Source organism: Microbacterium proteolyticum (assembly GCF_014192415.1).
GTDB classification, from domain to species: Bacteria; Actinomycetota; Actinomycetes; order Actinomycetales; family Microbacteriaceae; genus Microbacterium; species Microbacterium proteolyticum.
The window spans coordinates 575,574-601,200 of the sequence record NZ_JACHXY010000002.1 but is presented as its reverse complement, the minus strand read 5'-3'; the positions used below and the strand labels follow the sequence as shown (position 1 = coordinate 601,200).

At 69.1% G+C, this 25,627-nt stretch carries 25 protein-coding genes, 1 tRNA gene and 1 other RNA gene; 19 read left to right on the top strand and 8 right to left on the bottom strand.

Annotation, left to right across the window (positions count from 1 at the left end):
• Positions 1–106: 106 nt before the first annotated feature.
• Genes ftsE through smpB form a run of 3 tightly spaced genes read left to right on the top strand, consistent with a single transcriptional unit; the run spans position 107 to position 2,616 of the window.
• Positions 107–1,171 (top strand): cell division ATP-binding protein FtsE, encoded by a 1,065-nt coding sequence (gene ftsE, locus FHS07_RS11240; RefSeq protein ID WP_183419978.1) that lies wholly within the window; start codon positions 107–109, stop codon positions 1,169–1,171.
• Positions 1,168–2,085: a permease-like cell division protein FtsX gene (gene ftsX, locus FHS07_RS11235; RefSeq protein ID WP_183419977.1), complete on the top strand. Its 918-nt coding sequence runs from the start codon at positions 1,168–1,170 to the stop codon at positions 2,083–2,085. Before ftsE ends, ftsX begins: the two co-directional genes overlap by 4 nt.
• 54 nt (positions 2,086–2,139) lie before the next feature.
• On the top strand, positions 2,140–2,616 hold the full coding sequence (smpB, locus tag FHS07_RS11230; RefSeq protein ID WP_055953901.1) for an SsrA-binding protein SmpB: 477 nt from the start codon (positions 2,140–2,142) through the stop codon (positions 2,614–2,616).
• A gap of 52 nt (positions 2,617–2,668) precedes the next feature.
• Here the strand turns inward: smpB and FHS07_RS11225 are convergent, their stop codons facing one another.
• Entirely contained in the window at positions 2,669–3,325 is a 657-nt protein-coding gene (locus FHS07_RS11225) for an SIMPL domain-containing protein (RefSeq protein WP_183419976.1), read from the bottom strand.
• Positions 3,326–3,473: 148 nt separating this feature from the next.
• Here FHS07_RS11225 and ssrA point away from each other — a divergent pair.
• Positions 3,474–3,844, top strand: a transfer-messenger RNA (tmRNA) gene (gene ssrA / locus FHS07_RS11220).
• Between the two features lie 184 nt (positions 3,845–4,028).
• Here the strand turns inward: ssrA and FHS07_RS11215 are convergent.
• Entirely contained in the window at positions 4,029–4,568 is a 540-nt protein-coding gene (locus FHS07_RS11215; RefSeq protein ID WP_183419975.1) for a YaeQ family protein, read from the bottom strand.
• A gap of 83 nt (positions 4,569–4,651) precedes the next feature.
• Between FHS07_RS11215 and FHS07_RS11210 the strand changes: the two genes are divergently transcribed.
• Positions 4,652–4,918 (top strand): hypothetical protein, encoded by a 267-nt coding sequence (locus FHS07_RS11210; protein ID WP_183419974.1) that lies wholly within the window; start codon positions 4,652–4,654, stop codon positions 4,916–4,918.
• Between the two features lie 25 nt (positions 4,919–4,943).
• Here FHS07_RS11210 and FHS07_RS11205 read toward each other — a convergent pair whose 3' ends face one another.
• Both FHS07_RS11205 and FHS07_RS11200 read right to left on the bottom strand, forming a co-directional pair.
• Positions 4,944–5,516, bottom strand: coding sequence for an RAD23 family protein (locus tag FHS07_RS11205; RefSeq protein ID WP_183419973.1), 573 nt, complete (start codon positions 5,514–5,516; stop codon positions 4,944–4,946).
• On the bottom strand, positions 5,513–6,319 hold the full coding sequence (locus FHS07_RS11200) for an inositol monophosphatase family protein (RefSeq protein WP_425488158.1): 807 nt from the start codon (positions 6,317–6,319) through the stop codon (positions 5,513–5,515). The genes FHS07_RS11205 and FHS07_RS11200 overlap by 4 nt, the downstream gene beginning before the upstream one ends.
• A gap of 112 nt (positions 6,320–6,431) precedes the next feature.
• Between FHS07_RS11200 and FHS07_RS11195 the strand changes: the two genes are divergently transcribed.
• A tRNA-Lys gene (locus FHS07_RS11195) sits at positions 6,432–6,507 on the top strand.
• Positions 6,508–7,227: 720 nt separating this feature from the next.
• Positions 7,228–8,973: a DUF4082 domain-containing protein gene (locus tag FHS07_RS11190; protein WP_183419971.1), complete on the top strand. Its 1,746-nt coding sequence runs from the start codon at positions 7,228–7,230 to the stop codon at positions 8,971–8,973.
• Positions 8,974–9,065: 92 nt separating this feature from the next.
• On the opposite strand, the gene FHS07_RS11185 is transcribed toward FHS07_RS11190, so the two are convergent.
• From FHS07_RS11185 to FHS07_RS11175, 3 genes are read right to left on the bottom strand one after another with little or no spacing between them, the layout of a single operon-like run.
• A complete protein-coding gene (locus FHS07_RS11185) occupies positions 9,066–10,295 on the bottom strand; it encodes an MFS transporter (RefSeq protein ID WP_343054688.1) in 1,230 nt (409 codons plus the stop codon).
• Positions 10,292–10,753, bottom strand: a complete 462-nt coding sequence (locus tag FHS07_RS11180; RefSeq protein WP_183419969.1) for a MarR family winged helix-turn-helix transcriptional regulator — start codon at positions 10,751–10,753, stop codon at positions 10,292–10,294. Before FHS07_RS11180 ends, FHS07_RS11185 begins: the two co-directional genes overlap by 4 nt.
• A 49-nt stretch (positions 10,754–10,802) precedes the next feature.
• A complete protein-coding gene (locus tag FHS07_RS11175) occupies positions 10,803–11,606 on the bottom strand; it encodes an IclR family transcriptional regulator (protein WP_183419968.1) in 804 nt (267 codons plus the stop codon).
• Between the two features lie 100 nt (positions 11,607–11,706).
• On the opposite strand from FHS07_RS11175, the gene FHS07_RS11170 reads away from it, so the two are divergent.
• From FHS07_RS11170 to FHS07_RS11160, 3 genes are all read left to right on the top strand, one after another.
• Positions 11,707–12,477, top strand: a complete 771-nt coding sequence (locus FHS07_RS11170) for a 3-oxoacid CoA-transferase subunit A (protein ID WP_183419967.1) — start codon at positions 11,707–11,709, stop codon at positions 12,475–12,477.
• A gap of 75 nt (positions 12,478–12,552) precedes the next feature.
• Positions 12,553–13,209: a CoA transferase subunit B gene (locus FHS07_RS11165; protein ID WP_183419966.1), complete on the top strand. Its 657-nt coding sequence runs from the start codon at positions 12,553–12,555 to the stop codon at positions 13,207–13,209.
• A complete protein-coding gene (locus FHS07_RS11160) occupies positions 13,206–14,393 on the top strand; it encodes an acetyl-CoA C-acetyltransferase (protein ID WP_183419965.1) in 1,188 nt (395 codons plus the stop codon). The genes FHS07_RS11165 and FHS07_RS11160 overlap by 4 nt, the downstream gene beginning before the upstream one ends.
• A gap of 79 nt (positions 14,394–14,472) precedes the next feature.
• On the opposite strand, the gene FHS07_RS11155 is transcribed toward FHS07_RS11160, so the two are convergent.
• Positions 14,473–14,724: a cytochrome c-type biogenesis protein gene (locus tag FHS07_RS11155; protein ID WP_183419964.1), complete on the bottom strand. Its 252-nt coding sequence runs from the start codon at positions 14,722–14,724 to the stop codon at positions 14,473–14,475.
• Between the two features lie 200 nt (positions 14,725–14,924).
• On the opposite strand from FHS07_RS11155, the gene FHS07_RS11150 reads away from it, so the two are divergent.
• The 9 genes from FHS07_RS11150 (at position 14,925) to serA (ending at position 25,414) form a co-directional block, all read left to right on the top strand.
• A complete protein-coding gene (locus tag FHS07_RS11150; RefSeq protein ID WP_183419963.1) occupies positions 14,925–16,388 on the top strand; it encodes a trehalose-6-phosphate synthase in 1,464 nt (487 codons plus the stop codon).
• The gene (gene otsB, locus FHS07_RS11145) at positions 16,385–17,164 is read left to right on the top strand and encodes a trehalose-phosphatase (RefSeq protein WP_183419962.1); all 780 of its coding nucleotides are present in this window, start codon (positions 16,385–16,387) and stop codon (positions 17,162–17,164) included. The genes FHS07_RS11150 and otsB overlap by 4 nt, the downstream gene beginning before the upstream one ends.
• 124 nt (positions 17,165–17,288) lie before the next feature.
• Positions 17,289–19,007 (top strand): dihydroxy-acid dehydratase, encoded by a 1,719-nt coding sequence (ilvD, locus tag FHS07_RS11140; RefSeq protein WP_183419961.1) that lies wholly within the window; start codon positions 17,289–17,291, stop codon positions 19,005–19,007.
• Between the two features lie 44 nt (positions 19,008–19,051).
• Entirely contained in the window at positions 19,052–20,860 is a 1,809-nt protein-coding gene (locus FHS07_RS11135; RefSeq protein ID WP_183419960.1) for an acetolactate synthase large subunit, read from the top strand.
• A gap of 1 nt (position 20,861) precedes the next feature.
• Positions 20,862–21,371: an acetolactate synthase small subunit gene (ilvN, locus tag FHS07_RS11130; RefSeq protein WP_055953948.1), complete on the top strand. Its 510-nt coding sequence runs from the start codon at positions 20,862–20,864 to the stop codon at positions 21,369–21,371.
• 111 nt (positions 21,372–21,482) lie between these two features.
• Positions 21,483–22,508, top strand: coding sequence for a ketol-acid reductoisomerase (gene ilvC, locus FHS07_RS11125; protein WP_183419959.1), 1,026 nt, complete (start codon positions 21,483–21,485; stop codon positions 22,506–22,508).
• A 146-nt stretch (positions 22,509–22,654) separates the two neighbouring features.
• A complete protein-coding gene (locus tag FHS07_RS11120; RefSeq protein WP_183419958.1) occupies positions 22,655–23,224 on the top strand; it encodes an ABC-2 family transporter permease in 570 nt (189 codons plus the stop codon).
• A complete protein-coding gene (locus FHS07_RS11115) occupies positions 23,221–23,559 on the top strand; it encodes a bacitracin resistance protein (protein ID WP_183419957.1) in 339 nt (112 codons plus the stop codon). Before FHS07_RS11120 ends, FHS07_RS11115 begins: the two co-directional genes overlap by 4 nt.
• A 250-nt stretch (positions 23,560–23,809) precedes the next feature.
• Positions 23,810–25,414, top strand: coding sequence for a phosphoglycerate dehydrogenase (gene serA, locus FHS07_RS11110; protein WP_183419956.1), 1,605 nt, complete (start codon positions 23,810–23,812; stop codon positions 25,412–25,414).
• The last annotated feature ends 213 nt before the right edge of the window (positions 25,415–25,627 follow it).

Below are 25,627 nucleotides of genomic sequence, written 5' to 3'. Positions count from 1 at the left end.
GAACCCTGTGGATGCCGTGGAGACCGGCATCCACAGGGTTCTCTCGTTTCGCGACACGGCGCGTCCTGACGGCGTGCCCCGGGCCCGCGCTTAGGCTCATCGAGCCATGATCCGGTTCGAAAATGTCACCAAGCGGTATCGCGGCACCGCGAAGCCCGCCCTCAGCGCCGTCGACTTCGAAGTGCAGCGCGGGGAGTTCGTCTTCCTCGTGGGTGCATCGGGGTCGGGTAAGTCGTCGTGCCTGCAGCTCATCCTGCGCGCCGAGACGCCCAGCGAGGGGCGCGTGGTCGTGCTCGGTCGCGACCTGCGCACTCTGTCCAACCGCAAGGTGCCCTACTTCCGTCGCGAGATCGGTTCGGTCTTCCAGGACTTCCGCCTTCTGCCGAACAAGACCGTGTTCCAGAACGTCGCGTTCACGCTCCAGGTGACCGGGTCGTCGCGTGGATTCATCCAGCAGGCCGTCCCCGAGGTCCTCGCGCTCGTCGGCCTCGACGGTAAGGAGAAGCGCCTTCCGCACGAGCTGTCGGGTGGGGAGCAGCAGCGTGTCGCGATCGCTCGCGCCCTGGTCAACCGTCCTCAGGTGCTGCTCGCCGACGAGCCGACCGGAAACCTCGACCCCGGCACATCCACCGACATCATGCGCCTGCTCGCGCGCATCAACGCCGGCGGCACGACCGTCGTCATGGCCACGCACGAGGCCGGTTTCGTCGACCAGATGCAGCGTCGAGTGATCGAGCTCAGCGGGGGCGAGATGGTGCGTGACGAGCGCGGCGGCGGGTACGGCGACACCGCCAGCATCCCGCGCCTGACTCCCGAGGTCGAGAAGGGCGCGGCCGCCGTCGCCGCTCTCTCCGCGGTGCTCGAGGTGCAGCGCGAGGTCACCGGTCGCACCGGTCCCGTGCAGCCCCTCCCGAGGACGGATGCCGAGACCGCACCGCGGGCGGAGCGGGCTCCGGACGCCGCGCCACGAGCGGAACGGGCGCCGGATGCCGCCGCCGGTCCGGCATCGGACGCCGCCGACGACGAGTCCACCCGGACGTCGCGCGAGCCGGGGACGAACACGGGGTTCATCCCGGTCACGACGCCGCAGGTCGACGAGCTCGGACTCGCCGACCGCCTCGGCCTCGGTAAGAGAACAAGCAGCAACGACGAAGTGGGGCCCACGTCATGAGGTTCGGGCTCATCCTGTCGGAGGCCTTCACGGGCCTGCGGCGCAACGCGTCGATGGTGATCTCGGTGATCCTCGTCACCTTCGTCTCACTGACCTTCGTCGGTGCGGCGATGCTCATGCAGATGCAGATCGGCAAGATGCAGTCGTACTGGGCCGACCGTGCCCAGGTGGCGGTGTTCATGTGCGCGTCTTCGTCGAACGTGCCGACCTGCAGCGCGGGGGAGCCGGCGACGCAGCAGCAGATCGACGACGTGATGGCGACACTGGACGGGCAGGCGCTGGCGCCGCTGATCCGCGATTACACGTTCCAGACGAGCGACGAGGTGTTCGCCGACGCGCAGCAGCAGCTCCCCGAAGACATCCTCGGTGTCGTCACGGCCGACCAGTTCAACGCGACCTTCAGCATCAACCTGGTGGATCAGAGTCAGTCCGACGTCATCACCGAGGCGTTCAGCGGCCAAACGGGGGTGGAGGACGTCCAGGATCAGCTGCAGTATCTCGAGCCGTTGTTCCAGGCGCTGACGGTCGCGACCTACGTCGCCGTCGGCATCGCCGGTCTCATGCTCATCGCCGCGGTGCTGCTGATCGCCACGACCATCCGCCTGTCGGCGTTCGCCCGTCGCCGCGAACTGGGCATCATGAGGCTCGTGGGGGCGTCCAACCGCTTCATCCAGACGCCGTTCGTCGTCGAGGGAGTGCTCGCCGCGCTGGTCGGTTCGGCACTCGCCAGCGTCGCGGTCTGGGCCATCGTGGGCGTCGGAGTGAACCAGTACCTGCGGGACCGCATCGGCTTCATCACGTCGTGGGTCGATGTCGGCGATGTCGCTTTCGTCATCCCGGTTCTGGTGGTCGTCGGCGTGGTGCTCGCCGCGCTCAGCGCGAGCTTCGCCATCCGGCGGTGGCTGCGCACCTGAGCGTGGGGTAAACTGTAAGGCTCTGTGTGCCCATGATCATGAGGAGGTGGCACCATGCCTCGTGAGCAGGGTGAAAAGCTCATCGCGTCCAACAAGAAGGCGCGTCACGACTACGCCATCGAGAAGACCTACGAAGCCGGTCTGATCCTGACCGGCACCGAGGTGAAGTCGCTGCGACAGGGTCGGGCGAATCTGACCGACGGGTACGCCTACATCGACGGCGGGCAGGCCTTCCTCGACGCGGTGCACATCCCCGAGTACTCGCAGGGGCACTGGACGAACCACTCCGCCAAGCGCACCCGCAAGCTGCTGCTGCACAAAGAAGAGATCATCAAGCTCTCGCACGCCGTGTCGGCGGGTGGCTACACCCTCGTCCCGCTGCGGCTGTACTTCCTCGACGGGCGGGCCAAGGTCGAGATCGCGGTGGCGAAGGGCAAGCGCGAGTTCGAGAAGCGTCAGACGATCCGCGAGCGCGAAGACAAGCGCGAGGCGGAGCGGGCGATGCGCACGAAGAACCGCCTGGGCGACTGACAGCCCTCGAGCGCCGTCGGGGCGTGCGGTCCTCCGGACCGATGCCGTCGGGTCACTCGGCCCGGAAGCGCCCCTCCACCACCGACGTCACGACGATCTCGGGCGGCTGCAGGCTGAAGGACGGACCGCTGTCGGCACTGGCGGCCATCAATCGTGCGCCCATCGGCGCGGGCGACTCGGGGCGGCCTCCGAGCAAGCCGACGTCGGCGATCTCGACCGCCGCGACCGACGCGAGGCCCAGCGCGTCGGCGTAAGCCGTCGCGCGCTCGACGGCCACGTGAACCGCGCCGGCGGCGACCTCGCGCTCCACCCGGGCGCGCGTGTCGGGGGAGAGGCGCCACTCCACGGCCGTGACCTGCACGTCGTCCGACTCGGCGACGTCGCCGAGCCACCACGACAGCGCACCGGCGTCGGTGAAGGTGGCCGACAGCTCGACGCTGGCGTGGTGCACGAGGGGCAGCTGCGCGCCCTCGTTGTTCCACGGGCGGTCCGACCAGACCGAGACGCGGGCGCTCGACCACTCCGACACCTCGCCGGAGCGGAGGTGGGCGACCAGACCGTCTTGCACGGTCGAAGCGCGTTCCTGCGCCCGTTCGACGACGGGACCCCGCGTGGGGCCGTCGGTGGAGACGGTGACGCGCACCGCTGCCTCTTCGGCGCGGACACGCGAGTTGCTCTCGCCTCGGACGGTGATGACGACGTCGCTCATGCGGCGAGCCTACGCGAAGGGCGTCGTGCCTCAGGGGGAGGGAATCACGGCGCCCCGCGATCCGTTGTAGACTGACATGCTCGGGTGCTTGCGCATCCGAGGTGGTAACTCAACAGCGTGACAACGGCCGCTCCTTCACGGAGTTCACGGGGCTGATCGGTTTCGACAGCGCCTGCGAACCCGCGAGAAAGCGGGCCGAGGATGTGGGGTTATCTCGTAAACGCTCCCTGCAAAACAATAAGTGCCGATGCTAAGCGCACTGACTTCGCCCTCGCTGCGTAAGCGAGCCCGATAGTCCGTCAGACCGTGTGTGACCCCGCCACGGATTCTGGCGTCATTTAGGGGTCTTGCTGTGTGACGGCGTCTGGACGTCACGCGGGACTTTTCCCAGGCTGGGCTCGTCGACTTAGGTGTCTGTGACAAAGGTCGGAGCCGAGTAGAACGTCTGCACAGACTGCGCCCGGAGAAAACGCGGAGACCCAGCGTTGGACGGGGGTTCGATTCCCCCCAGCTCCACGAGCCGTTGTCACGAAGAGTTGCACGCAAGAAGCCCCCGCTCCCGCCCGTTTCGGCAGGGGTGGGGGCTTCTTGCGTGTCGGCCACCCGTCTGCGCCCTACCCGCTCCGACGGTCGAGCAGGCGCCCCGCATGCGCCCGCGTTCGCTCAGGCCGCGTGGTGCTCGCTCGAGCCGCGCCGCGTCGACTCAGCCGGCGCTGCGGGTGTGGATGTCGCTCTCCCCCGAGACGTCGTTGAGCTCGAAGTACACGCGACCCTCGGTGCGGGTCAGAGTGGCGGTGCTGCGGCGCTCGAGACCCTCGGCCACGCGCTCGATGAACCCGGGGTCGAAGCTGTGCAGCAGCACCTCGTCGGCCCGGTGGATGCGCTTGCCCGCCCAGACCGCCGAGACCTTGTCGGGGTCGCGGTGGGTGTAGACGGCGACGCGCTCGGCCTTCATGCTGCCAGTGTGGAGCCGTGCGGCATCCGGTGCGCCGACCTCGATCCACGCCACGAGCGCTCCGGTGAGGTCCCTGACCATGACGGCCGGTTCGTCGGTGGCGGCGACGCCCTCGCTGAAGCCGATGCCCTCCTCGTACTCGAGGCAGTACGCCAGCACGCGGGTGAGCATGTAGGGCGCGGTCTCGGATGGATGCCGAGCGACCCGCAGCTGCAGCTCGTCGTACACGCCGCGATCGACGTCGGATAGCTGCACCGTGAAGGTGTGAATGGTCGAGCCGATAGCCACGAGGGTCGAGCCTACGCGAGCAGGGGTCCCTCGAGCGGCGGTGACGCTTGTTCCGGCCCCGCGGGGGCGTCTAGCGTCGGAGCATGCCTGACCCCCGCGCGCTCCGCATCGACGTCGGCCCCTTCCACCTGGCTCCCACGCCCGACGCCTCCACCTGGACCGCCGCGTCGCGCGGCGACGCCGTCGACGCGGCATCCGGGATCACCGCGGGATGGAATGAATGGGTCGCGTTCGCCGCGCGCGTGCTGCGTGCCGACGAACTGTGGCGCTCCGTCGAGGCGCGCGGCGACGCATGGGACGAGGGCTTCGCCGCGGCTCGGGATTCCGCGGCTGTCAACCCGTACCGCTGAACCGAGGGGGCGGGCGCCCCGACGGTCATCGCGGGGTGTCGACGAGAATCAGGCTCTGCCGCGTGTCGGCGAGTTTCACGAAGCCGTCGCCGAAGAAGTAGGTCAGGCCGTATCCGTCGACGCCACGACCACCGAGCCATTCCGGGTTCTCGGTGACATAAGTGCCGTCGTCCTCGAGTTCGACCTTCCAGCCGGAGGCCACGAGCTCTTTCTGCGCCGTGGCCGCCGTGGCCTCGTCGATCGGGGCCCACCCGAAGATCTGGACGCGGTCGGACGCGATCTTCTGATCGCCCCATTTGCACTGGATGCCGTCCTCGAGCTCGATCGCACCGATGCGGAAGGGCTCCTGCTGCGTGACCCAGCCGATGCTCGTGAAGTCGTCGGCGGTCGCCTGCGGGATGATGTTCTCGCACGTCGGGTCGGGCGTCTCGGACGCCGGTGTCGCCGTCGTCTCGGGTGCCTCGATGGTGGGGCCCGCCGCGGACTCGGCGACGCTCGGCACGGCTTCCGGCGCGGGGCCGGTGCAGGCGGTGAGCACCACCGCAGCGAGGAGCGCCCCTGTCGTCGCCCACGCGGCGCGCCGACGCGTGTCGGTCACCGGGGGTCCTCGCCGTGCAGCAGAGCGAGGAAGTCGTCGTGCAAGACACCGTTGGTCGCGAACGACGACCCCGCGTCGACACGGTCCGAGCCGTCGAAGGCGGTGAAGCGGCCGCCGGCCTCCCGCACGATGGGGGCGATCGCGGCGAGGTCGTACTCCTTCACGTCGAACTCGGCGACGAGTTCGAGCCGGCCCTCGGCGAGCCACATGTACGGCAGCGCGTCGCCGTAGGCACGGTCGCGCCAGACTGCGCGCGCCAGTCGCTCGAGCGCGGGCACCAGCTCCACACCGTCCCACTGCTGGATGCTCTGGAAGCTGATGCTCGAGGCGCCGATCTCATCCACGCTCGACACGCGGATGCTGCGGGTTTCACCCGATGCCGTGGTCGTCCAGGCGCCGTGACCGGCGGCGGCCCACCAGCGACGCCCGATCGCGGGCTGACTCACGACGCCGACCTGGGGGACGCCGTCGACGGAGAGGGCGATCAGCGTCGCCCACACCGGGATCCCCCGCATGTAGTTGTGCGTGCCGTCGATGGGGTCGATGACCCAACGGCGAGCGGTGTCGCCGGAAGAGCCGTACTCCTCGCCCAGAACGGCGTCGTCCGGCCTCTCGGCATCGAGGATCGCGCGGATCGCCCGCTCGGTTGCGAGGTCGGCCTCGGTCACGTGCGTGCGGTCGGGCTTGGTGTCGACGAGGAGGTCGGCCGCGTCGAAGCGGCGCATCGCTACGTCGTCGGCGGCGTCGGCCAAGCGCAGGGCGAGGGCGAGGTCGTCGGTGAGGGTCGGAGGCGTCGCTTCGATCGGGGACACGGCTCAAGGATACGGTCGAACGGCGGCCGATTTGGCGTGCCCACGCCACTCCTGGTAACGTAATCCCTCGGTTCGGGACGCAAGTTTCGGACCGAAACGGAACGCACCTCTAGCTCAATCGGCAGAGCAACTGACTCTTAATCAGTGGGTTCTGGGTTCAAGTCCCAGGGGGTGCACCACCCAGGAAGCCCGGTTTCTCGTCGCGAGATGAGATGCCGGGCTTCCGTCGTTCCACGGTGCGCGACTACTGGTTCCGACGCTCGGTAGTCGCTTCGTCGGGGGGACCCGCCTCGGTGGCCGACGGGCACGGGAGGGTTGTCGTCCTGCCGGGCCTCCGCGGTTCGCACCGCATGGGATGTCGTCGTTCGTCAAGGGATGACATTTGCTGAGCCCGCGGGTGAATTGCGTCGGAGATGCTCGATTGGGCGGAAAAGTTCTCGCTACAGTGGCGCAGTCGTTTCTATCTGACGGCGGCCGGCGCGGTTCATTCTCATCGCACGTTCGCAGGGGGATCGTCGAATGACGCTATTGCTCTTGCTTTCGTATCCGAACGACCGAGTTACCGCTATCTTGTGGCACGCCACAATGCGGTGTCAATAGCGCGTTCGGCGTCCTGCCGCGGGTTGCTCGCCGGTCGAGGGGCGGCATCCGCCCAGGACACCTACGTACCGCCCACCGGACGGCGCGGTAGTTCCGACAGTATTCACCGTCGGTAGGGTCGCCCGACACGTTCGGGGGCTCGAATCGGACCTCGTCGCGGTCCATTCTTAATCCACCCGTAATGGTGCGGGTATAAGGTCGTTTCTGCTGCGCCGCAGCGGTCCTGACATTTGCACCCGCCGCGGGGCGTTAAAGAAACAATGCGCACCCTGAGCTCGAGCCGAAAGCACAATGCGCCCATGGAACTCAACGCCGCCTCCGGTGTTCCGTCCCGTTCGTCCGCCCGCCACCGACGCACCCTGATCCTCACGACCCTCGCCGTTTCGGCAGCGCTCGTCGCCGGTAGCGCAACGCCCAGCGTCGCCGCGGTGACCGGGCCCGTCGGACTTCACCCCGACAGCGCCCGACCGCAGGTTCCCGCGATGCCCGTCCCCGGTCCACTGGAGGTCGGCTTCACCTTCTCGCCCGAGGAGTCGGGCGCCCTGTCCGCCGTGCGCTTTTACCAGAACGCGCCCAACTCGGGCGTCGTCAGCGCGTCGGTCTGGTCATCCACCGGCGTCCTTCTGGCCCAGGCCCCGGTCAATCCCGTGGCCGCGGTGGGCTGGCGAACCGTCCCGCTCGCGCTCGATCTCGATGCGGATGTCACGTACACCGTCAGCGTGCTCGACAACGACGGCCGCATTCCCGCGATCGAGAACTTCTTCACCGAGGCGAAGACGACCAACGGCATCGCCACGCCCGCGAAGGCCGGCGTGTACAAGGCCTCCGCCGGATTCCCCACCATCGGGCAGACCGCGAGTGGCCTCGTCGACATCGCCTTCACCCCCGAGCCCGACCTCGAGTCCGTGCCCGAAACGCCCACCGAGCCGACCGAGCCGGACCCGACTGCACCCGCACCGACGCCGACGCCGGTCGAGCCGGCTGCGCCCGAGCCCGACCCTGCCGGGCCCGTCAGCGCCGTCGGCCCCGACGGCACCCACTGGCCCGAGAACACCCCCCGAGCCAGTGAGGCGCGCGTGGTGCAGGTGAAGCCCACCTGGGCCGCGATCTCCGCGGCGATCAACGCGGAGGCCAAGACCTCGGACGACGTGGTCATCTGCGTCTCGCCGGGCACGATCACGGGCGGCAACGGTTCGGGATCCAGCGCCAAGGGCGTCCTCCAAGACGTGGGCAACGCCAACCGTGCTTCCCGCATCCTGGTCGACGCGTGCGACGGTGTCGGAACGGTCAAGACCGCCGGAGACAAGGGGATCGCCTTCGTCGGCGTCCGCGGGGTGTCGATCGTCGGAATCGACATGGGTTCGACGTCGGTGATGCTGCGCAACGTCGAGTCCTTCGGCTTCGGGTACACCACGGTCGGCACGCTCCTCGTCACCGCCAACGGCGGCCGCGGTGTCAGCGACGCAGACGTGGTCGAAGTGGTGGCAGGCACCGAAGCGGCCGAGGGCGCCGGGTACGACCGTATGGAGGTGAAGTCCGCCGACGGCTACGACATCGACGGTCTGACCTTCTCGGGTCTGTACGCCGCCCCGCACTACAAGGCCCGTGGCTCCAACGCCCATACCGACACGATCCAGTTCGTGACGACCTCGGGCAACGGCACGATGACCGACATCGTGATCGAGGACTCGGCTGTCTTCGCGTCGTCCAACCAGGGCATCATCGCGGGCAGCAACAACGGCGGCGAGATCCGCAACACCCTCGTCGTCGGCGGCAAGACCAGCCAGCAGCGTTACCCCGTCTACGAGGGCGGTCAGCCGGTCCTCGCCGCCAACTCCCTGCACGGAACATGGTCGGACCTCGCGATGGACACGTCCACCGTCGCCGGTAGCGTCTCGCCGTCGTACTCGTTCTCCGAGGTCGAGGCGTCCGAGAGCACCAAGGGCGACCGCGGGTTCAGCAAGCTCGAGCCGATGACGCTCGACGACCTCGACGAGCTCGCGCCCGTACCGACGGCCGAACGCCTGGCCGCCATCTGGGGCTGACGCCTGCACGGTGAGGCGCCGGATGCCGCGCCGATCGGTCTCCGATCGGTGTCGACATCCGGCGCCTCACCGCCGGTTCGGCAGCTGTCGCGTCAGGCCGCGTCGCCCACCAGCACCGCGGCGCCCTCGTCGGCGGCATCCGGGTGCGCACCGTCGATGTGGGCGAGAAGAGGGCGTCCGAGGACGATGCACAGGCTCGCGATCACGACCGACACGGCCGCCATGATGTACGGAACGCCCGCGTTGAAGGCGTGCCACAGCAGGGCGGCGAGTGGGGGAGCGACGGCGCCGCCGAGGAAACGCACGGCGGAGTACGCCGACGACGCCACTGAACGCGGCAGGTCGGTCGCCTCCATCACCGCCTCGGTGAGCGCGGTGTTGACCACGCCGAGCACGAGACCACCGACCACGATGCAGGCGACCAGGGCCGCGGCCGACGACACCACGAACGCGGCGACGACGAGATCGAGGGCGAGCAGCGGCAGGGCGATGAGCAGAACCGTCGTCAGCCGCAGGCGCCGCAACAGCAGCGGCGCGACCCACACGCTCGTGATCGCCAGGCCCAGACCCCACCCGAAGAACGTCAGCCCGATGCCCATCGCGCCGAAGCCGAGCGGGAAGGGCGAGAACGCCAGCAGCGTGAAGAAGCCGATGTTGTAGAACAGTGCGGTCGCGGCGAGGATCGCCAGCGCGGGTCGACCCAGAGCACGGAACGGTGCACTGAACGCCAGCGGCGTGCGCTCGGGAGTGGGCCCGCGAAGCAGGAGCATGACCGCGACGAACGCGATGGCCATGAGCCCGACGACGCCGAAGAACGGTCCTCGCCAGCTCACCTCGCCCAGGATGCCGCCCAGCAGGGGTCCGACGGCGATGCCGAGGCCGAGAGCGGCTTCGTACAGGATGATCGCCGCGGAACTGCCCCCCGACGCCGCCCCGACGATGGTGGCGAGCGCGGTCGAGATGAACAGCGCATTTCCGAGTCCCCACCCGGCACGGAAACCGATGATCGCGTCGACGCTGCCGCTCAGGGCGCACAGGAGTGCGAAGACCACGATGAGCGCCAGACCGACCAGGAGCGTCGCCTTCGCGCCGATCCGGCTCGAGATCCAGCTCGTCACGAGCATCGCGAGACCCGTCACGACGAGGTAGCTCGTGAACAGCAGCTCGGTCTCGACGGGGCTCGCCTGCAACGATTCGGCGATGGCCGGAAGGATGGGATCGACGAGCCCGATGCCCATGAAGGCCACGACGCACGCGAACGCGACGGCCCACACTTGCGCGGGCTGCTTCCAGATGCGGGGTGCTGCGGTGTCGGCACTCACCGGACGACCTCCTTCTGTTCGTGGGTGAAAGGCGCGACGGGTACGAGGCCCACGCGCAGGGAGAGAGCCGAGGCGGCGACGCCGACGGCATCCCATTCCGCTTCCGACAGGTCGGCGACGTGCGGCGCGAGCGCTGCGCGGAATTGCTCGAACCAGCCGGCCAGAGCGGCCAGGCCTTCTGCGGTCGCGCGGATCACACTGACGCGCGAATCGCTCGGGTGCGCGGCGCGCTCGACGAGGCCCGCGGCATCCATCTGGCGCACCAGTCGGGTCATGCCCGGCTGCGTGACGCGACTCAGCGTCGCGAGATCACCGAGGCGCTGCGGTCCGTGGTCACGCAGCAGCGTCAGCGTGCGCCACTGCGCCGCAGGGGCGTCGTTCTGGGTGTCGATGGCCGCGATGCGCGTGAGGGCGTGCACCGCGAGCAGGAGTCTCTGCAGATCGTCGTCGCGGGTCATCCGAAAAGCATACCTCCGGTATATACCCAAGGTATCTACATGCGGGGAGTTACGAGCGCGCGGCGATCCGCGTCGACAGCTGATGCGCGTGCGCCAGAACGACCCGACCCAGCTCGGCGAGGCGCTCACCGCCGAACCGGAACTCGACCCCGGTCACACTCAACGCCCACTGCGGGTCACCCGAGCGCGTGAACACCGCCGCCCCCAGACCCCAGCTGCCCTCGACGATCAGCCCCGGATTGACGGCGTAGCCGCGAACCTTCGTATCGGAGATGCGCGTGCGCAGTCGTGCGGGGGAGTGCGATGCCCCCCACCGCTCCGCCAGCTCCGGATGCCGCTCCAGGTACGCGTCCACATCCTGGGGCGGCAGGAACGCGAGGATCGCCAACCCCGCCGACGCGACACCGAGTGGGAACCGTATGCCCTCCGACAGGACGAAGGAGCGGATGGGAAAGCTTCCGTCCTCGCGCAGCAGGCAGACGGTCTCATCGCCGCGCCGAACCGAGAGGAACGCGCTCTCTTCCGTACGCACGGCCAGCGAGCGCACGATGTCGCGCGCGGTGGCGGTGACGTCGAATCGGGATGCCGCGACGCTTCCCATCAGATACAACTCCGGGCCCGGCAGCCATCGTCCCGAGACATCGTCGCGGTCGACCAGTCCCTCCGCGCGCAGCGCGGTGAGGAGGCGGTGCACCGTGGGGCGGGTCAGATCGGCGTCGCGCGCGAGATCGCCCACGACGGCGCCCGTGTCGCCCGCGGCGGTCACCAGGCGCAGAAGATGCGCCGCACGCGCGATGACCTGCGCGCCGGGGACGCTGACGCGAGGTGCCGATCCGGAAGAGGTGTCCACCATGTGGACGCTACGCGCCGTCCTATCCACATCGCAAGATGTCGCTGCGTGCGCGCGCGGGAGCCACCGCAGCATGGGATCACCGCTGTTCGAAGGAGTGCGCGTGATCGACAAGACCTGGCCGTCGGCGGCCGATGCCGTCGCCGACATCCCCGACGGAGCCTCGCTCGCCGTCGGAGGGTTCGGCCTCTCCGGAAACCCCATCGCCCTCATCGAGGCGCTGCTCGCGCAGGGGACGCACGACCTGTCCGTCGTGTCGAACAACTGCGGGGTCGACGACTGGGGGCTCGGCATCCTGCTCGGGGCCGGTCGCATCCGCAAGATGACCTCGTCGTACGTAGGTGAGAACAAGGAGTTCGAGCGGCAGTTCCTCACGGGCGAACTCGAACTCGAGCTCACCCCGCAGGGCACGCTGGCCGAGAAGCTGCGCGCCGGTGGCGCGGGCATCGCCGCGTTCTACACCCAGACGGGTGTCGGCACGCAGGTCGCCGAGGGCGGGCTGCCCCGCCGCTACGACGGCGCCGGCGGCATCGCCGTGGCGTCGCCCGCGAAAGACGTGCGGAGCTTCGACGTGCGCGGCGAGCCCCGTGACTTCGTCCTCGAGGAGGCGATCATCACGGACTTCGCCCTCGTGCACGCCTGGAAGGGCGACCGCCACGGCAACCTCGTCTTCCGCAAGGCCGCTCGCAGCTTCAATCCGCTCGCCGCGATGGCCGGACGCACCTGCATCGTGCAGGTCGAGCACCTCGTCGAGCCGGGTGAGATCGATCCGGATGCCGTGCACCTGCCCGGAGTGTTCGTGCACCGCCTCGTCGAGGTCGGCGACGTCGAGAAGCGCATCGAGAAGCGCACGGTGAGCGGGGGCGCGCGGTGAGCGGGCTCTGCTCCCCTCGACACGTTCCCCGCCCTCGTCCTGCAGCACCGGCGACGATCGTCAAGGAGATCTGACATGCCCCTGTCCCGCACGGAGATGGCGGCCCGCGCCGCCCGCGAACTCGCCGACGGCGCCTACGTGAACCTCGGCATCGGCCTGCCGACCCTCGTCCCCAACCATGTGCCCGACGGGATCACGGTGGTACTGCAATCCGAGAACGGCATCCTCGGCGTCGGTCCCTATCCGACCGAAGATTCTGTGGACGCCGACCTCATCAACGCCGGCAAAGAGACCGTGACGGCCCTCGCGGGTGCCGCCTTCTTCGACTCGGCACTGAGCTTCGGCATGATCCGCGGCGGCAAGATCGACGCCGCCATCCTCGGGGCGATGCAAGTGTCGGCATCCGGAGATCTGGCCAATTGGATGATCCCGGGGAAGATGGTCAAGGGCCCCGGCGGCGCGATGGATCTCGTGCACGGCGCCGCCCGTGTGATCGTGCTGATGGAGCACGTCGCCAAAGACGGCTCGCCCAAGATCGTCGCCCAGTGTTCGCTTCCGCTCACCGGACGGGGCGTCGTCGATCGCATCATCACCGACCTCGCCGTCATCGACGTGACGCAGGATGGACTGGTGCTCGTCGAGCTCGCCCCGGGCGTCGGCGTCGACGAGGTGCGGGACGCCACCGAGCCCCCGCTGACCGTGAGACTCACCGAGGAGATCGAGAACGCATGAGCGCTGAGAACGACATCGTCATCGTGGCCGCCGCACGTACCCCGCAGGGGCGGCTCAACGGACAGCTCGCGGGCCTGACGGCCGTCGAACTCGGCGGAGCCGCGATCGACGGCGCCCTCGAGCGAGCGGGCGTACCCGCCGCGCTCGTCGACGCCGTGCTCATGGGACAGGTGCTGCAGGCGGGCGCGGGTCAGAATGCGGCACGGCAGGCCGCGATCGCGGCCGGTGTCGGCTGGGACGTGCACGCGGCGACCGTCAACAAGGTCTGCCTGTCGGGGCTCACCGCCGTCATCGACGCGGCGCGCATGATCCGCGTCGGTGACGCCTCGGTCGTGATCGCCGGCGGCATGGAGTCGATGACGCGCGCCCCGCACCTGCTGATGAACTCCCGCAAGGGCTACGCCTACGGCTCGGTCGAGGTGCTCGACCATCTCGCCCACGACGGGCTGACCGACGTCTACGACCGCGAGAGCATGGGGGCATCGACCGAGCGCGCGAACTCCCGATTCGACGTCACGCGCGAGCAGCAGGATGCTGTGGCCGCCCGATCGCACCAGCGCGCGGCCGCAGCCCGCGACGCCGGGCTGTTCGACGCGGAGATCGTGCCCGTCGGCATCCCTCAGCGAAAGGGCGACCCGGTCCTCGTCACCGTCGACGAGGGGATCCGCGACGACACCACCGTCGAGACGCTCGCGAAGCTGCGCCCCGCGTTCGCCGAGGGCGGGTCGATCACGGCGGGCAACGCCTCGCAGATCAGCGACGGCGCGGCCGCGGTGGTCGTGACCACGCGCGCGGTCGCTACCGAGAACGGGTGGGACGTGCTCGCCGTCGTCGGCGCCTCGGGTCAGGTCGCCGGTCCCGACAACTCCCTGCACGAGCAGCCCGCTCGCGCGATCGAGCGCGCGCTGCAGAAGCAGGGCATCTCGGCCGCCGACCTCGACATGGTCGAGATCAACGAGGCGTTCGGTGCCGTGGTCGCCCGCTCCCAGGCCGAACTGGGCCTGGCCGACGACGTGGTGAATCCGCACGGCGGCGGCATCGCGCTCGGTCACCCCATCGGTGCATCCGGCACGCGCCTGGTCGTGCACGCCGTCCACGAACTCATCCGCCGGGGCGGCGGAACGGCGGCGGTGGCGCTGTGCGGCGGGGGCGGACAGGGCGACGCGCTCATCCTCACGCGGTGACGCACAGACGGATGCCACGGCGACGGGGCCGTGGCATCCGGTGAGGAGGTGCGGGAGTGCCGGTGCTCCGGCGTCGAACTCAGCTCAGGCGCTTCTTCAGCAGCTTCTGCTGCTTCTTCGACACAGGTGAGTCGCCCGAGATGACCTTGCCGCGGCGGGCGCGACGCGTGTCGACGACTGCGCCGACGGCCAACGCCAGGGTGATGCCCCAGCTCAGCCACGCCAGCGCCGTGCGCCACGTGAAGGGCTCGTCGTTGCGCAGTGCGCGCAGCAGCGTGATGCCGCCGGTGATCGCACTGAGAAGACCCGTTCCGAAGATGTACTGCCGCATATGCCCAACCTACCGACCCGCGGTCCATCGACGTCTCCTCCTTGACACCCGCCCGTGCCCCTCTTGCTGAAGGGTGCGCGCGGCTGCACCCGTCGCGTCGAAGCGTTTCGACGGCGACGACCGGTTCTGACGCCGGCGTCCAGCCCCCGGATCCGGATCCGGCCCGCTGTTAGCCTGAGGACGATCCCCGAGGAGGACCTGTGACCCAGGCCGATTTCGTCGTCGTCGCGAACCGACTGCCCGTCGACCGCACCCCTGATGGAGAGGGATGGCGGCGCTCCCCAGGCGGACTCGTGACCGCCCTCGAACCCGTCATGCGCAGCGCCGACGGTGCGTGGGTGGGGTGGGCCGGCCAGGCCGACGTCGACGTCGAGCCGTTCGTCTTCGACGACATGCACCTCGTACCCGTCACGCTCTCGGCCTCCGACGTGCAGCTGTATTACGAAGGCTTCTCGAACGACACCATCTGGCCGCTCTACCACGACGTGATCTCGCCGCCCACGTACAAGCGCGCGTGGTGGGACGCCTACGTCAAGGTCAACAAGCGCTTCGCCGACGCGGCCGCAGCGGTCGCGGCCGAGGGCGGGATCGTCTGGGTGCAGGACTACCAGCTGCAGCTCGTGCCGAAGCTGCTGCGGGAGCTGCGCCCCGACGTCACGATCGGGTACTTCCATCACATCCCGTTCCCCGCCTATGGCCTCTACTCCCAGCTGCCGTGGCGCAAGCAGGTGCTCGAGGGTCTCCTCGGGGCCGACGTCATCGGCTTCCAACGCGTGGCCGACGCGGGCAACTTCGCCCGGGCCGTTCGTCGTCAGCTGCGCTACGAGACCAAGGCCAGCGGCATCCTGGTGCCCGACGGCGAGGGCGGCACGCGCGTCGCCCTGGCGAAGGCGTTCCCCATCTCGATCGACGCGGAGTCGTACATCGAGCTGGCCCAGCGGCCCGACATCCAACAGCGCGCCAAGGAGATCCGCGAGGGACTCGGCAATCCCCGCAAGATCCTGCTGGGCGTCGACCGGCTCGACTACACCAAGGGCATCCGTCACCGCCTCAAGGCGTGGGGCGAAGTGCTCGAAGACGGCCGGGCGACGGTCGAGGACGCCACCCTCGTGCAGGTCGCGAGCCCCAGCCGCGAGCGCGTCGACGCCTACATGCAACTGCGTGACGAGATCGAGATGACGGTCGGGCGTATCAACGGCGACTACGACACGACCACGCACACCGCGATCCGCTATCTGCACCAGTCCTACCCGCGCGAAGAGATGGTGGCGCTGTTCCTCGCCGCCGACGTCATGCTCGTCACGGCGCTGCGCGACGGCATGAACCTCGTCGCCAAGGAGTACGTCGCCAGCCGCATCGACAACCGCGGCGTGCTGGTGCTGAGCGAGTTCGCCGGGGCCGCCGACGAGATGGGCAGCGCACTGCTCATCAACCCGCACGACATCGACGGACTGAAGGATGCCATCATCCGCGCGGTCGACATGCCCGCCGCCGAGCAGGGCCGGCGTATGCGCACCCTGCGGCGGCGCGTCCGCGAGCACGACGTCGAGGATTGGTCGCGCGGTTTCCTCGAGGCGTTGTCGGCTTTCCACGACCGCTCGTCCCGCGCAGCGGCCGCCGAGGTCGAGGCCCGTTCCGACGACGATCGGGGGGATGCCGAATGACCGCCGCCGACGCGACGGTCGAGGCCGTCGCCACCACCGACACCCTCCTCATCGCGCTCGACTTCGACGGCACGCTGTCGCCGCTGGTCGACGAGCCCATGTCGGCGCGCATGACGCCTGCAGCACGTGCGGTCCTCGATGAGCTCGCGGCACTACCGCGCACGGTCGTCGCGCTGGTCTCCGGCCGGTCGCTCGGCGACCTGCGCGAGATCTCCGAGCACGCCGACGACTCGCCGGTCTGGCTCGCGGGTTCGCACGGCGCGCAGTTCTGGGTGCCCGGCACCGGTGTCGAAGAGACCCCCGACGACACCGACGTCCTCGCGCTGCGCGACCGCCTGCAGCGAGAGGCGACCACGGGCACCGGTGAGATGGACGGCGTCTGGATCGAGCCGAAGGAATACGGCCTCGGCGTGCACACGCGCACCGCGGATGCCGCGACCGCCCGTGCGGCGCGAGACCTCGTCGATGCATTGGTCGGCGCGCACGCGCCCACGTGGCGTCGCCGCACGGGACACGACATCCTCGAGTTCGCGTTCCGCCACGAGGGCAAGGACTCCGCAATCGCACGTCTCCGTGAGCGCGTCGGGGCGTCGGCCGTGCTGTTCGCCGGTGACGACGTCACCGATGAAGATGCGTTGCGTTCTCTGGGGCCGCAGGACCTCGGCATCCGGGTCGGCGAGGGAGCGACCGCGGCCACCCTCCGCGTCGATGACATCGCCGCGTTCGTCGCCGTGCTGGAGGACGTGGCGCGCCTGCGCCGAGCGCACGGGGCGTGACGGGCGTCCCCGCCGGGTCGCGCCTGCATCCTGGGCCCCTGGGTACCCCTGCACACGGTGATTAATCCGTCGTTCATCGCCTGTGGCGCATCGGGGGGACGTGCGCGCGCAATAGACTTCGAGGATGCCCGCACCGCAGAATCCGAACACCGGCGAGTTCGACATCAAGCCCCGCAGTCGCGTCATCACCGATGGCATCGAAGCCACGACCTCGCGCGGCATGCTTCGCGGCGTCGGCATGGGCGACGACGACTGGGACAAGCCCCAGATCGGCATCGCGTCGAGCTGGAACGAGATCACCCCCTGCAACCTCAGCCTCGACCGCCTCGCGCAGGGCGCGAAAGAGGGTGTGCACTCCGGCGGCGGATACCCGTTGCAGTTCGGCACCATCTCCGTCTCCGACGGCATCTCGATGGGCCACGAGGGCATGCACTTCTCCCTCGTCTCGCGCGAGGTCATCGCCGACAGCGTCGAGACCGTCATGATGGCCGAGCGCCTCGACGGTTCCGTCCTGCTCGCCGGCTGTGACAAGTCGATCCCCGGCATGCTCATGGCATCCGCTCGTCTCGACCTCTCCAGCGTCTTCCTCTACGCCGGCTCCATCGCTCCGGGGTGGGTCAAACTCTCCGACGGTACCGAGAAGGAGATCACGATCATCGACTCCTTCGAGGGAGTCGGTGCGTGCCTCGCGGGACGCATGAGCGAGGCCGACCTCAAGCGCATCGAGTGCTCCTTCGCCCCCGGCGAGGGCGCGTGCGGTGGCATGTACACGGCCAACACCATGGCGTCGGTGGCGGAGGCGCTCGGACTCAGCCTTCCCGGCTCCGCCGCCCCGCCGTCGGCAGACCGTCGTCGCGACTACTTCGCCCACCGCTCGGGCGAGGCCGTCGTCAACCTGCTGCGTCAGGGGATCACCACCCGCGACATCCTGACGAAAGAGGCGTTCGAGAACGCCATCGCCCTCGCCATGGCGCTCGGCGGCTCGACGAACGTCGTGCTGCACCTGCTCGCCATCGCCCGAGAGGCCGAGGTCGAGCTGTCGCTGCACGACTTCAACCGCATCGGCGACAAGACGCCGCACGTCGCCGACATGAAGCCGTTCGGCAAGTACGTCATGAACGACGTCGACCGCCAGGGCGGCATCCCGGTCATCATGAAGGCGATGCTCGACGAGGGCCTCCTGCACGGCGACGCGCTGACGGTCACGGGCAAGACGCTCGCCGAGAACCTCGCCGATCTGAACCCCGACCCCATCGACGGCACGGTCATCCACACCTTCGACAACCCGATCCACGCGACGGGTGGCATCACGATCCTGCACGGCTCCATGGCCCCCGAGGGCGCGGTCGTGAAGTCGGCGGGCTTCGACGGGAACGTCTTCGAAGGACCCGCCCGCGTGTTCGAGCGCGAGCGCGCCGCCATGGATGCCCTCGAGGCGGGCCGGATCCAGGCCGGCGACGTCGTCGTCATCCGCTACGAGGGCCCCAAGGGCGGCCCCGGTATGCGCGAGATGCTCGCCATCACGGCGGCCATCAAGGGCGCGGGACTCGGAAAAGATGTACTACTCTTGACGGACGGTCGATTCTCAGGCGGCACAACCGGCCTCTGCATCGGCCACATAGCTCCCGAAGCGGTGGACGCAGGTCCCATCGCCTTCGTGCGCGATGGTGATCTGATACGGGTCGATATCGCCGCTCGCACTCTCGACTTGATCGTCGATGACGCCGAGCTGAGTTCCCGCCGTAACGGCTGGGAACCGCTTCCCCCGCGCTATACCCGTGGCGTTCTGGCCAAGTACTCCAAGCTCGTGCACTCCGCCGCGGAGGGCGCGGTCACGGGCTGACGGCCGTCCCCCTTTCACCCTCTCCTGGTTCTCGAGGTACTCCCATGTCCATCGATTCCCCCACCGCGGCCATTCCCCGCCCGCCCGCTCGAACGGCACCGGCGCCCATGATGACGGGTGCGCAGGCGGTCGTCCGCTCGCTCGACCTGCTGGGTGTGACCGACGTCTTCGGTCTGCCGGGCGGCGCGATCATGCCCGTCTACGACCCGCTCATGGACGATGAGCACGTCCGTCACATCCTCGTGCGCCACGAGCAGGGCGCCGGCCACGCGGCCGAGGGGTACGCCGCGGCGTCCGGACGCGTCGGCGTGGCCATCGCGACGTCCGGCCCCGGCGCGACCAACCTCGTCACCGCGATCGCCGACGCCTACATGGACTCGGTGCCGCTGGTGTGCATCACCGGCCAGGTGTTCTCCACCCTCATGGGCACAGACGCCTTCCAGGAGGCCGACATCGTCGGCATCACGATGCCCATCACCAAGCACTCGTTCCTGGTGAAGTCGGCAGACGAGATCCCCGGTGCCATCGCCGCGGCGTTCGAGATCGCCTCGACCGGCCGTCCCGGTCCCGTCCTCGTCGACATCACGAAAGACGCGCAGCAGGCCGAGGCGCCCTTCGTATGGCCGCCCAAGATCGACCTGCCCGGCTACCGTCCGGTCACCAAGGCGCACGGCAAGCAGATCCAGGCTGCGGCCCACCTGCTGACCACCGCCAAGAAGCCCGTGCTCTACGTCGGTGGTGGCGCGATCCGCTCGAACGCGTCGGCTGAGCTCAAGGTGCTCGCCGAGGCGACCGGCGCTCCCGTGGTCACCACGCTGATGGCGCGGGGAGCCTTCCCCGACTCCCACCAGCAGCACCTCGGCATGCCCGGCATGCACGGCACCGTGCCCGCGGTCCTCGCCCTGCAGGAGAGCGACCTCATCGTCTCGCTCGGAGCCCGCTTCGACGACCGAGTGACCGGCAAAGCGGCGCTGTTCGCGCCGAACGCGCAGGTCGTGCACGTCGACATCGACCCCGCCGAGATCTCCAAGATCCGCACCGCCGACGTGCCGATCGTGGGCGACCTGCGCGAGGTCCTCGTCGACCTCGAGGCCGCCTTCCGCACGGCCGACGCCGAGACCGCGCACGACTACACCGAGTGGTGGACCTACCTGAACGGTCTCCGCGAGGAGTTCCCCCTCGGCTACACGCCGACCACCGACGGACTCCTCTCGCCGCAGTACGTCATCCAGCGCATCGGCGAGATGACCGGACCCGAGGGCGTCTACGCCTCGGGAGTCGGCCAGCACCAGATGTGGGCGGCGCAGTTCATCAAGTACGAGCGTCCCAACGCATGGTTGAACTCCGGCGGTGCCGGCACCATGGGTTACGCGGTGCCCGCGGCCATGGGCGCCAAGGTGGCCCAGCCCGAGCGTGCGGTGTGGGCGATCGACGGCGATGGGTGCTTCCAGATGACCAACCAGGAGCTCGCGACCTGCGTCATCAACGACATCCCCATCAAGGTCGCGATCATCAACAACTCCTCCCTCGGCATGGTGCGCCAGTGGCAGACGCTGTTCTTCGACGGCCGCCACTCCAACACCGACCTGAACACGGGCCACGGAACGCGCCGCATCCCCGACTTCGTCAAGCTGGCGGAGGCGTACGGGTGCCTGGGGATCCGCGTCGAGAAGGAAGACGAGATCGACGCCGCCATCCAGCTCGCACTCGACACCAACGACCGCCCGGTCGTGATCGACTTCGTCGTGAGCGCCGACGCGATGGTGTGGCCCATGGTGCCGCAGGGCGTCAGCAACAGCTACGTCCAGTACGCGCGCGATCACTCGCCCACCTTCAACGACCAGGAGGACTGAGATGTCCCGTCACGTTCTGAGTCTCCTGGTCGAAGACAAACCCGGCCTTCTGACCCGCGTCGCGGGTCTCTTCGCCCGACGCGGCTTCAACATCGAGTCGCTCGCCGTCGGCGTCACCGAGGTGCCCGGACTCTCGCGCATCACGGTCGTCGTCGACGTCGAGGGACTGCCACTCGAGCAGGTGACCAAGCAGCTGAACAAGCTCATCAACGTCATCAAGATCGTCGAGCTCGACCCCGCGGCATCCGTGCAGCGCGAGCACGTGCTCGTGAAGGTGCGCGCCGACAACGCCACGCGTTCGAACGTGGTCGAGGTGGTGAACCTGTTCCGCGCCTCGGTCGTCGACTACGCCCCCGACGCCATGGTCATCGAGATCACCGGCGACTCGGGCAAGGTCGGGGCGTTCCTCAAGGCCATCGAGCCGTTCGGCGTGAAAGAGCTCGCGCAGTCGGGCCTGCTCGCCGTCGGCCGCGGCGGCAAGAGCATCACCGAACGCGTCCTGCGCGGCTGAGCCTCTCCGACCCTCGACCTCGTCGAGCGGCCGACATCTTCCACCTCACACGTTCCACAACCCCGGTCCCTTCGACTCGCTCAGGGACCTGACTCAAGGAGAAACATCCTCATGGCAGAGATCTTCTACGACGACGACGCCGACCTCTCGATCATCCAGGGCAAGAAGGTCGCGATCGTCGGCTACGGCTCGCAGGGTCACGCCCACGCGCAGAACCTGCGCGACTCCGGCGTCGAGGTCGTCATCGCGCTGAAGGACGGCTCCAAGTCGGCCGCCAAGGCGCAGGAAGACGGCTTCGAGGTCAAGAACGTCGCCGACGCCGCCGAGTGGGCCGACCTCATCATGATCCTCGCGCCCGACCAGCACCAGCGTTCGATCTTCGCCGACTCGATCAAGGACAAGCTGACCGAGGGCAAGACCCTCGCCTTCGCGCACGGCTTCAACATCCGCTTCGGCTACATCGACGCCCCCGAGGGTGTCGACGTGATCCTCGTCGCCCCCAAGGCTCCCGGTCACACCGTGCGTCGCGAGTACGTCGCCGGCCGCGGCATCCCCGACATCATCGCCGTCGAGAGCGACGCCTCGGGCTCGGCCTGGGACACCGCGCTCTCGTACGCGAAGGCCATCGGCGGCACCCGTGCCGGCGTCATCAAGACGACCTTCACCGAAGAGACCGAGACCGACCTGTTCGGCGAGCAGGCCGTGCTCTGCGGTGGCATGAGCCACCTCGTGCAGTACGGCTTCGAGACCCTCGTCGAGGCCGGCTACCAGCCCCAGATCGCCTACTTCGAGGTTCTGCACGAGCTCAAGCTCATCGTCGACCTCATGTGGGAGGGCGGCATCGCCAAGCAGCGTTGGTCGATCTCCGACACCGCCGAGTACGGCGACTACGTCTCCGGCCCCCGCGTCATCTCGCCCGAGGTCAAGACGAGCATGCAGGCCGTGCTCGCCGACATCCAGTCGGGCGCATTCGCGAAGCGCTTCATCGACGACCAGGACAACGGCGCCACCGAGTTCCTCGAGCTCCGTGCGAAGGAGCAGGGTCACCCCATCGAGGCGACCGGCAAGGAGCTTCGCGGCCTGTTCGCCTGGAAGCAGCAGGACAGCGACTACGTCGAGGGCTCGGCCGCGCGCTGAGTTGCTCACCCTGAACGCCCCGCGGCTCCGGCCGCGGGGCGTTCGTCGTTCCGGGCCCGAGCCGTAGGTCGGATGTGGTGGGGCGCGCGGGTGCCCGTGCGGCGGGGCGTGCGCCGGCGACGGGGGAGCCCCGCTAGCGTGGACGCGTGAGCACTCCGCGCGATGACGACGCCCTCTCCTGGGGCGGTGACGACGACCCGACGCTCGACGTCGGCGACAAGGCCGCGCCCGGTCGCGCTGTTCCCTCGACGTCCGAGCCCGACCCGGCAGCCCCCGGCGCCAGGGAAGCGCGTGGTCCGGAGCCGCTGCAGCCTGCTCCCGAGCCCCCGCAGCCCCGTTCATCGTCTGCGACGCCGGCGGCGCGGCATCCGGAAGCCGTCGACGTCGAGTCCGAGGACGACGAACCGGATGCCGCTCACTCGAGGCCGCTGGGCAACGCCGGCCTGATCGGCATCGGCATGGTCGCCGCCACCTTCCTGCTCTTCGCCGTCGGCTGGCTCGTCGCCGGACTGCAGCTGCAGGGACTGGGATTGCCCATCCCGTCCGTCACCCTGATCGCGCTGACGATCGGCGCCGCTCTCGCACCCCTCGTCTGGTTCGTCGCGGTGCTCGCGCTGACCCGGTCGTGGCGCACCTGGCAGCGTTTCCTGCTGCTGATTCTCGGGATCGTGCTGCTCGTTCCCTGGCCGTTCCTGTCGTTGGGAGCTTTCGCATGAGCGACACCGTGCGCACCCGCCATCTCCCCACCTGGCTGGTCGTGACGATCGCCGGCGTGTTCGGCCTGTTCTACGCCTACGTCGTGTGGAGCTCGGTCGCGCTTCTGATCCAGCAGGTGAACGGGCCCCTCGGGCTCAACGGTCTGGGGTGGTTCGTCTACATCCTGCCCATCGCGTTCCCCCTCATCGCGTTCGGCGTCGCCTTCGCGATCGGGGCGCGGCGTCGGGCGGGGGAGTTCGCGATCGTGCTGCTCGCCGGGTTGACGGTGTCGGCGGCGTTCTGGCTGGCGATCGTCGGCTACGGAACGACGTCGTACGGCCTGTACGGGGGCTGACGCGCCGCGTCGGCGTGCGCCGGTAGGGGTCGACGGCGGGTCGGTCGCTGCTGGCAGAGCGGATGTCGCCTCGCCTCGTCGACTAACGGCTCGGGGGTTCCGGCATCCGTCGTCCGCCGTCACACGGTCGGGGGCGTCGTCACCTCCGCGCTAGGCTGGCAGACGGCCCGCACGGGTCGCGCGCCCGGCTCGCGCCGGTGATGTGCGACGGTGCGCGCCAGTCCCCAGCACCGTTTCGAAGGACGCATCCGTGACGAAGCCCGTCGTGCTCATCGCCGAAGAACTCTCTCCCGCCACGATCGACGCGCTCGGCCCCGACTTCGACGTGCGCAACGTCGATGGGACCGACCGCCCCGCGCTGCTGTCGGCCCTCGCCGACGCGCACGCGGTGCTGGTGCGCTCGGCCACGCAGATCGACGCCGAGGCCCTCGCCGCGGCGCCGTCGCTGAAGGTGGTCGCCCGCGCCGGTGTCGGCCTCGACAACGTCGACATCAAGTCCGCCACCGCGGCGGGCGTGATGGTCGTCAACGCGCCGACGTCGAACATCATCTCCGCCGCCGAACTGACCGTCGGGCATGTGCTCAGCCTCGCGCGTCGCATCCCCGCGGCCCACGCCTCTCTCGCACAGGGTCTGTGGAAGCGCAGCTCGTTCACCGGCACCGAACTGTTCGAGAAGACGATCGGCATCATCGGCCTCGGCCGGATCGGCGCGCTGATCGCCGCCCGTCTGCAGGGCTTCGACATGCGCGTGATCGCGTACGACCCCTACGTCACCGCCGCCCGTGCGCAGCAGCTCGGCGTGCAGCTCGTCTCGCTCGACGAGCTCCTCGAGCAGAGCGACTTCGTCACCATCCACATGCCGAAGACCCCCGAGACAACGGGGATGATCGGCGCCGAGCAGCTGCGTCGGATGAAGAAGACGGCTTACGTGATCAACGTCGCCCGCGGCGGACTCATCGACGAAGACGCGCTGTTCGACGCCCTCACCACCGGCGAGATCGCCGGCGCCGGCCTCGACGTGTTCTCGTCCGAGCCCCCCGTAGAGGGCGGACCGGCGCGCAAGCTCCTCGATCTGCCCAACGTCGTCGTCACGCCCCACCTGGGTGCCAGCACCGAAGAGGCGCAGGAGAAGGCGGGCGTCTCTGTCGCACGCTCCGTCAAGCTCGCGCTCGAGGGCGACCTCGTTCCGGATGCCGTGAACGTGGCCGGTGGCGCCATCGACCCGTTCGTGCGCCCCGGCATCGCGCTCGTCGAGATGCTCGGTCAGTTCTTCAGCGGCCTGGCTGACAGCGCCCTGACCAGCCTCGACATCGAGGTGCGCGGCGAGCTCGCCCAGTACGACGTCAGCGTCTACCGTCTCGCGGCACTCAAGGGTTACTTCAGCCGCATCGTCAGCGAGAGCGTGTCGTACGTCAACGCGCCGTTGTTCGCCGAGCAGCGCGGCGTCGAGGCTCGTCTGGTCGTCGAGGCCGAGAGCCCGTTGTACCGCAACATCACGATCCTCCGCGGCACCTTGGCCGACGGTTCGACGCTCACCGTCGCGGGCACGCTCGCAGGAACGCGCATGGTGCCCAAGGTCGTGGCGATCAACGGCTACGACATCGAGGTGCCCATCGAGAAGCATCACCTTGTCATGCGCTACGCCGACCGCCCCGGCATCGTCGCCATCTACGGCCAGAAGCTGGGCGAGGCGGGCATCAATATCGCCGGTCTCCAGGTGGCGGCCCCGGATGCCACGGGTCGGGCGCTCTCGGTGCTCACCGTCGACTCGCCGGTGCCCGACGACATCCTCGGCGCCATGCGCGAGGCCGTCGGCGCCGACCTGTTCCGGCAGATCGACATCGTCGAGGACTGAGTTCTCGGACGGCGTGGGGGAGGGGGTCGCGAGAGCGGCCCCCTCCTTCTTCTTTGGGGCGCCTGGCGCATCGGGGGTGGTGCGGGGCTTCGCATCGCGGGTCTGTCCTCCCGGACTCTCGCGCGCGATTTGGTGCGTCCGGGGGTGGGAGGCCGCGGGGCGGATGCACGGGAGACGTTCCGGCGATCCGCAGCGCAGGGTCCCTCGTGGCCA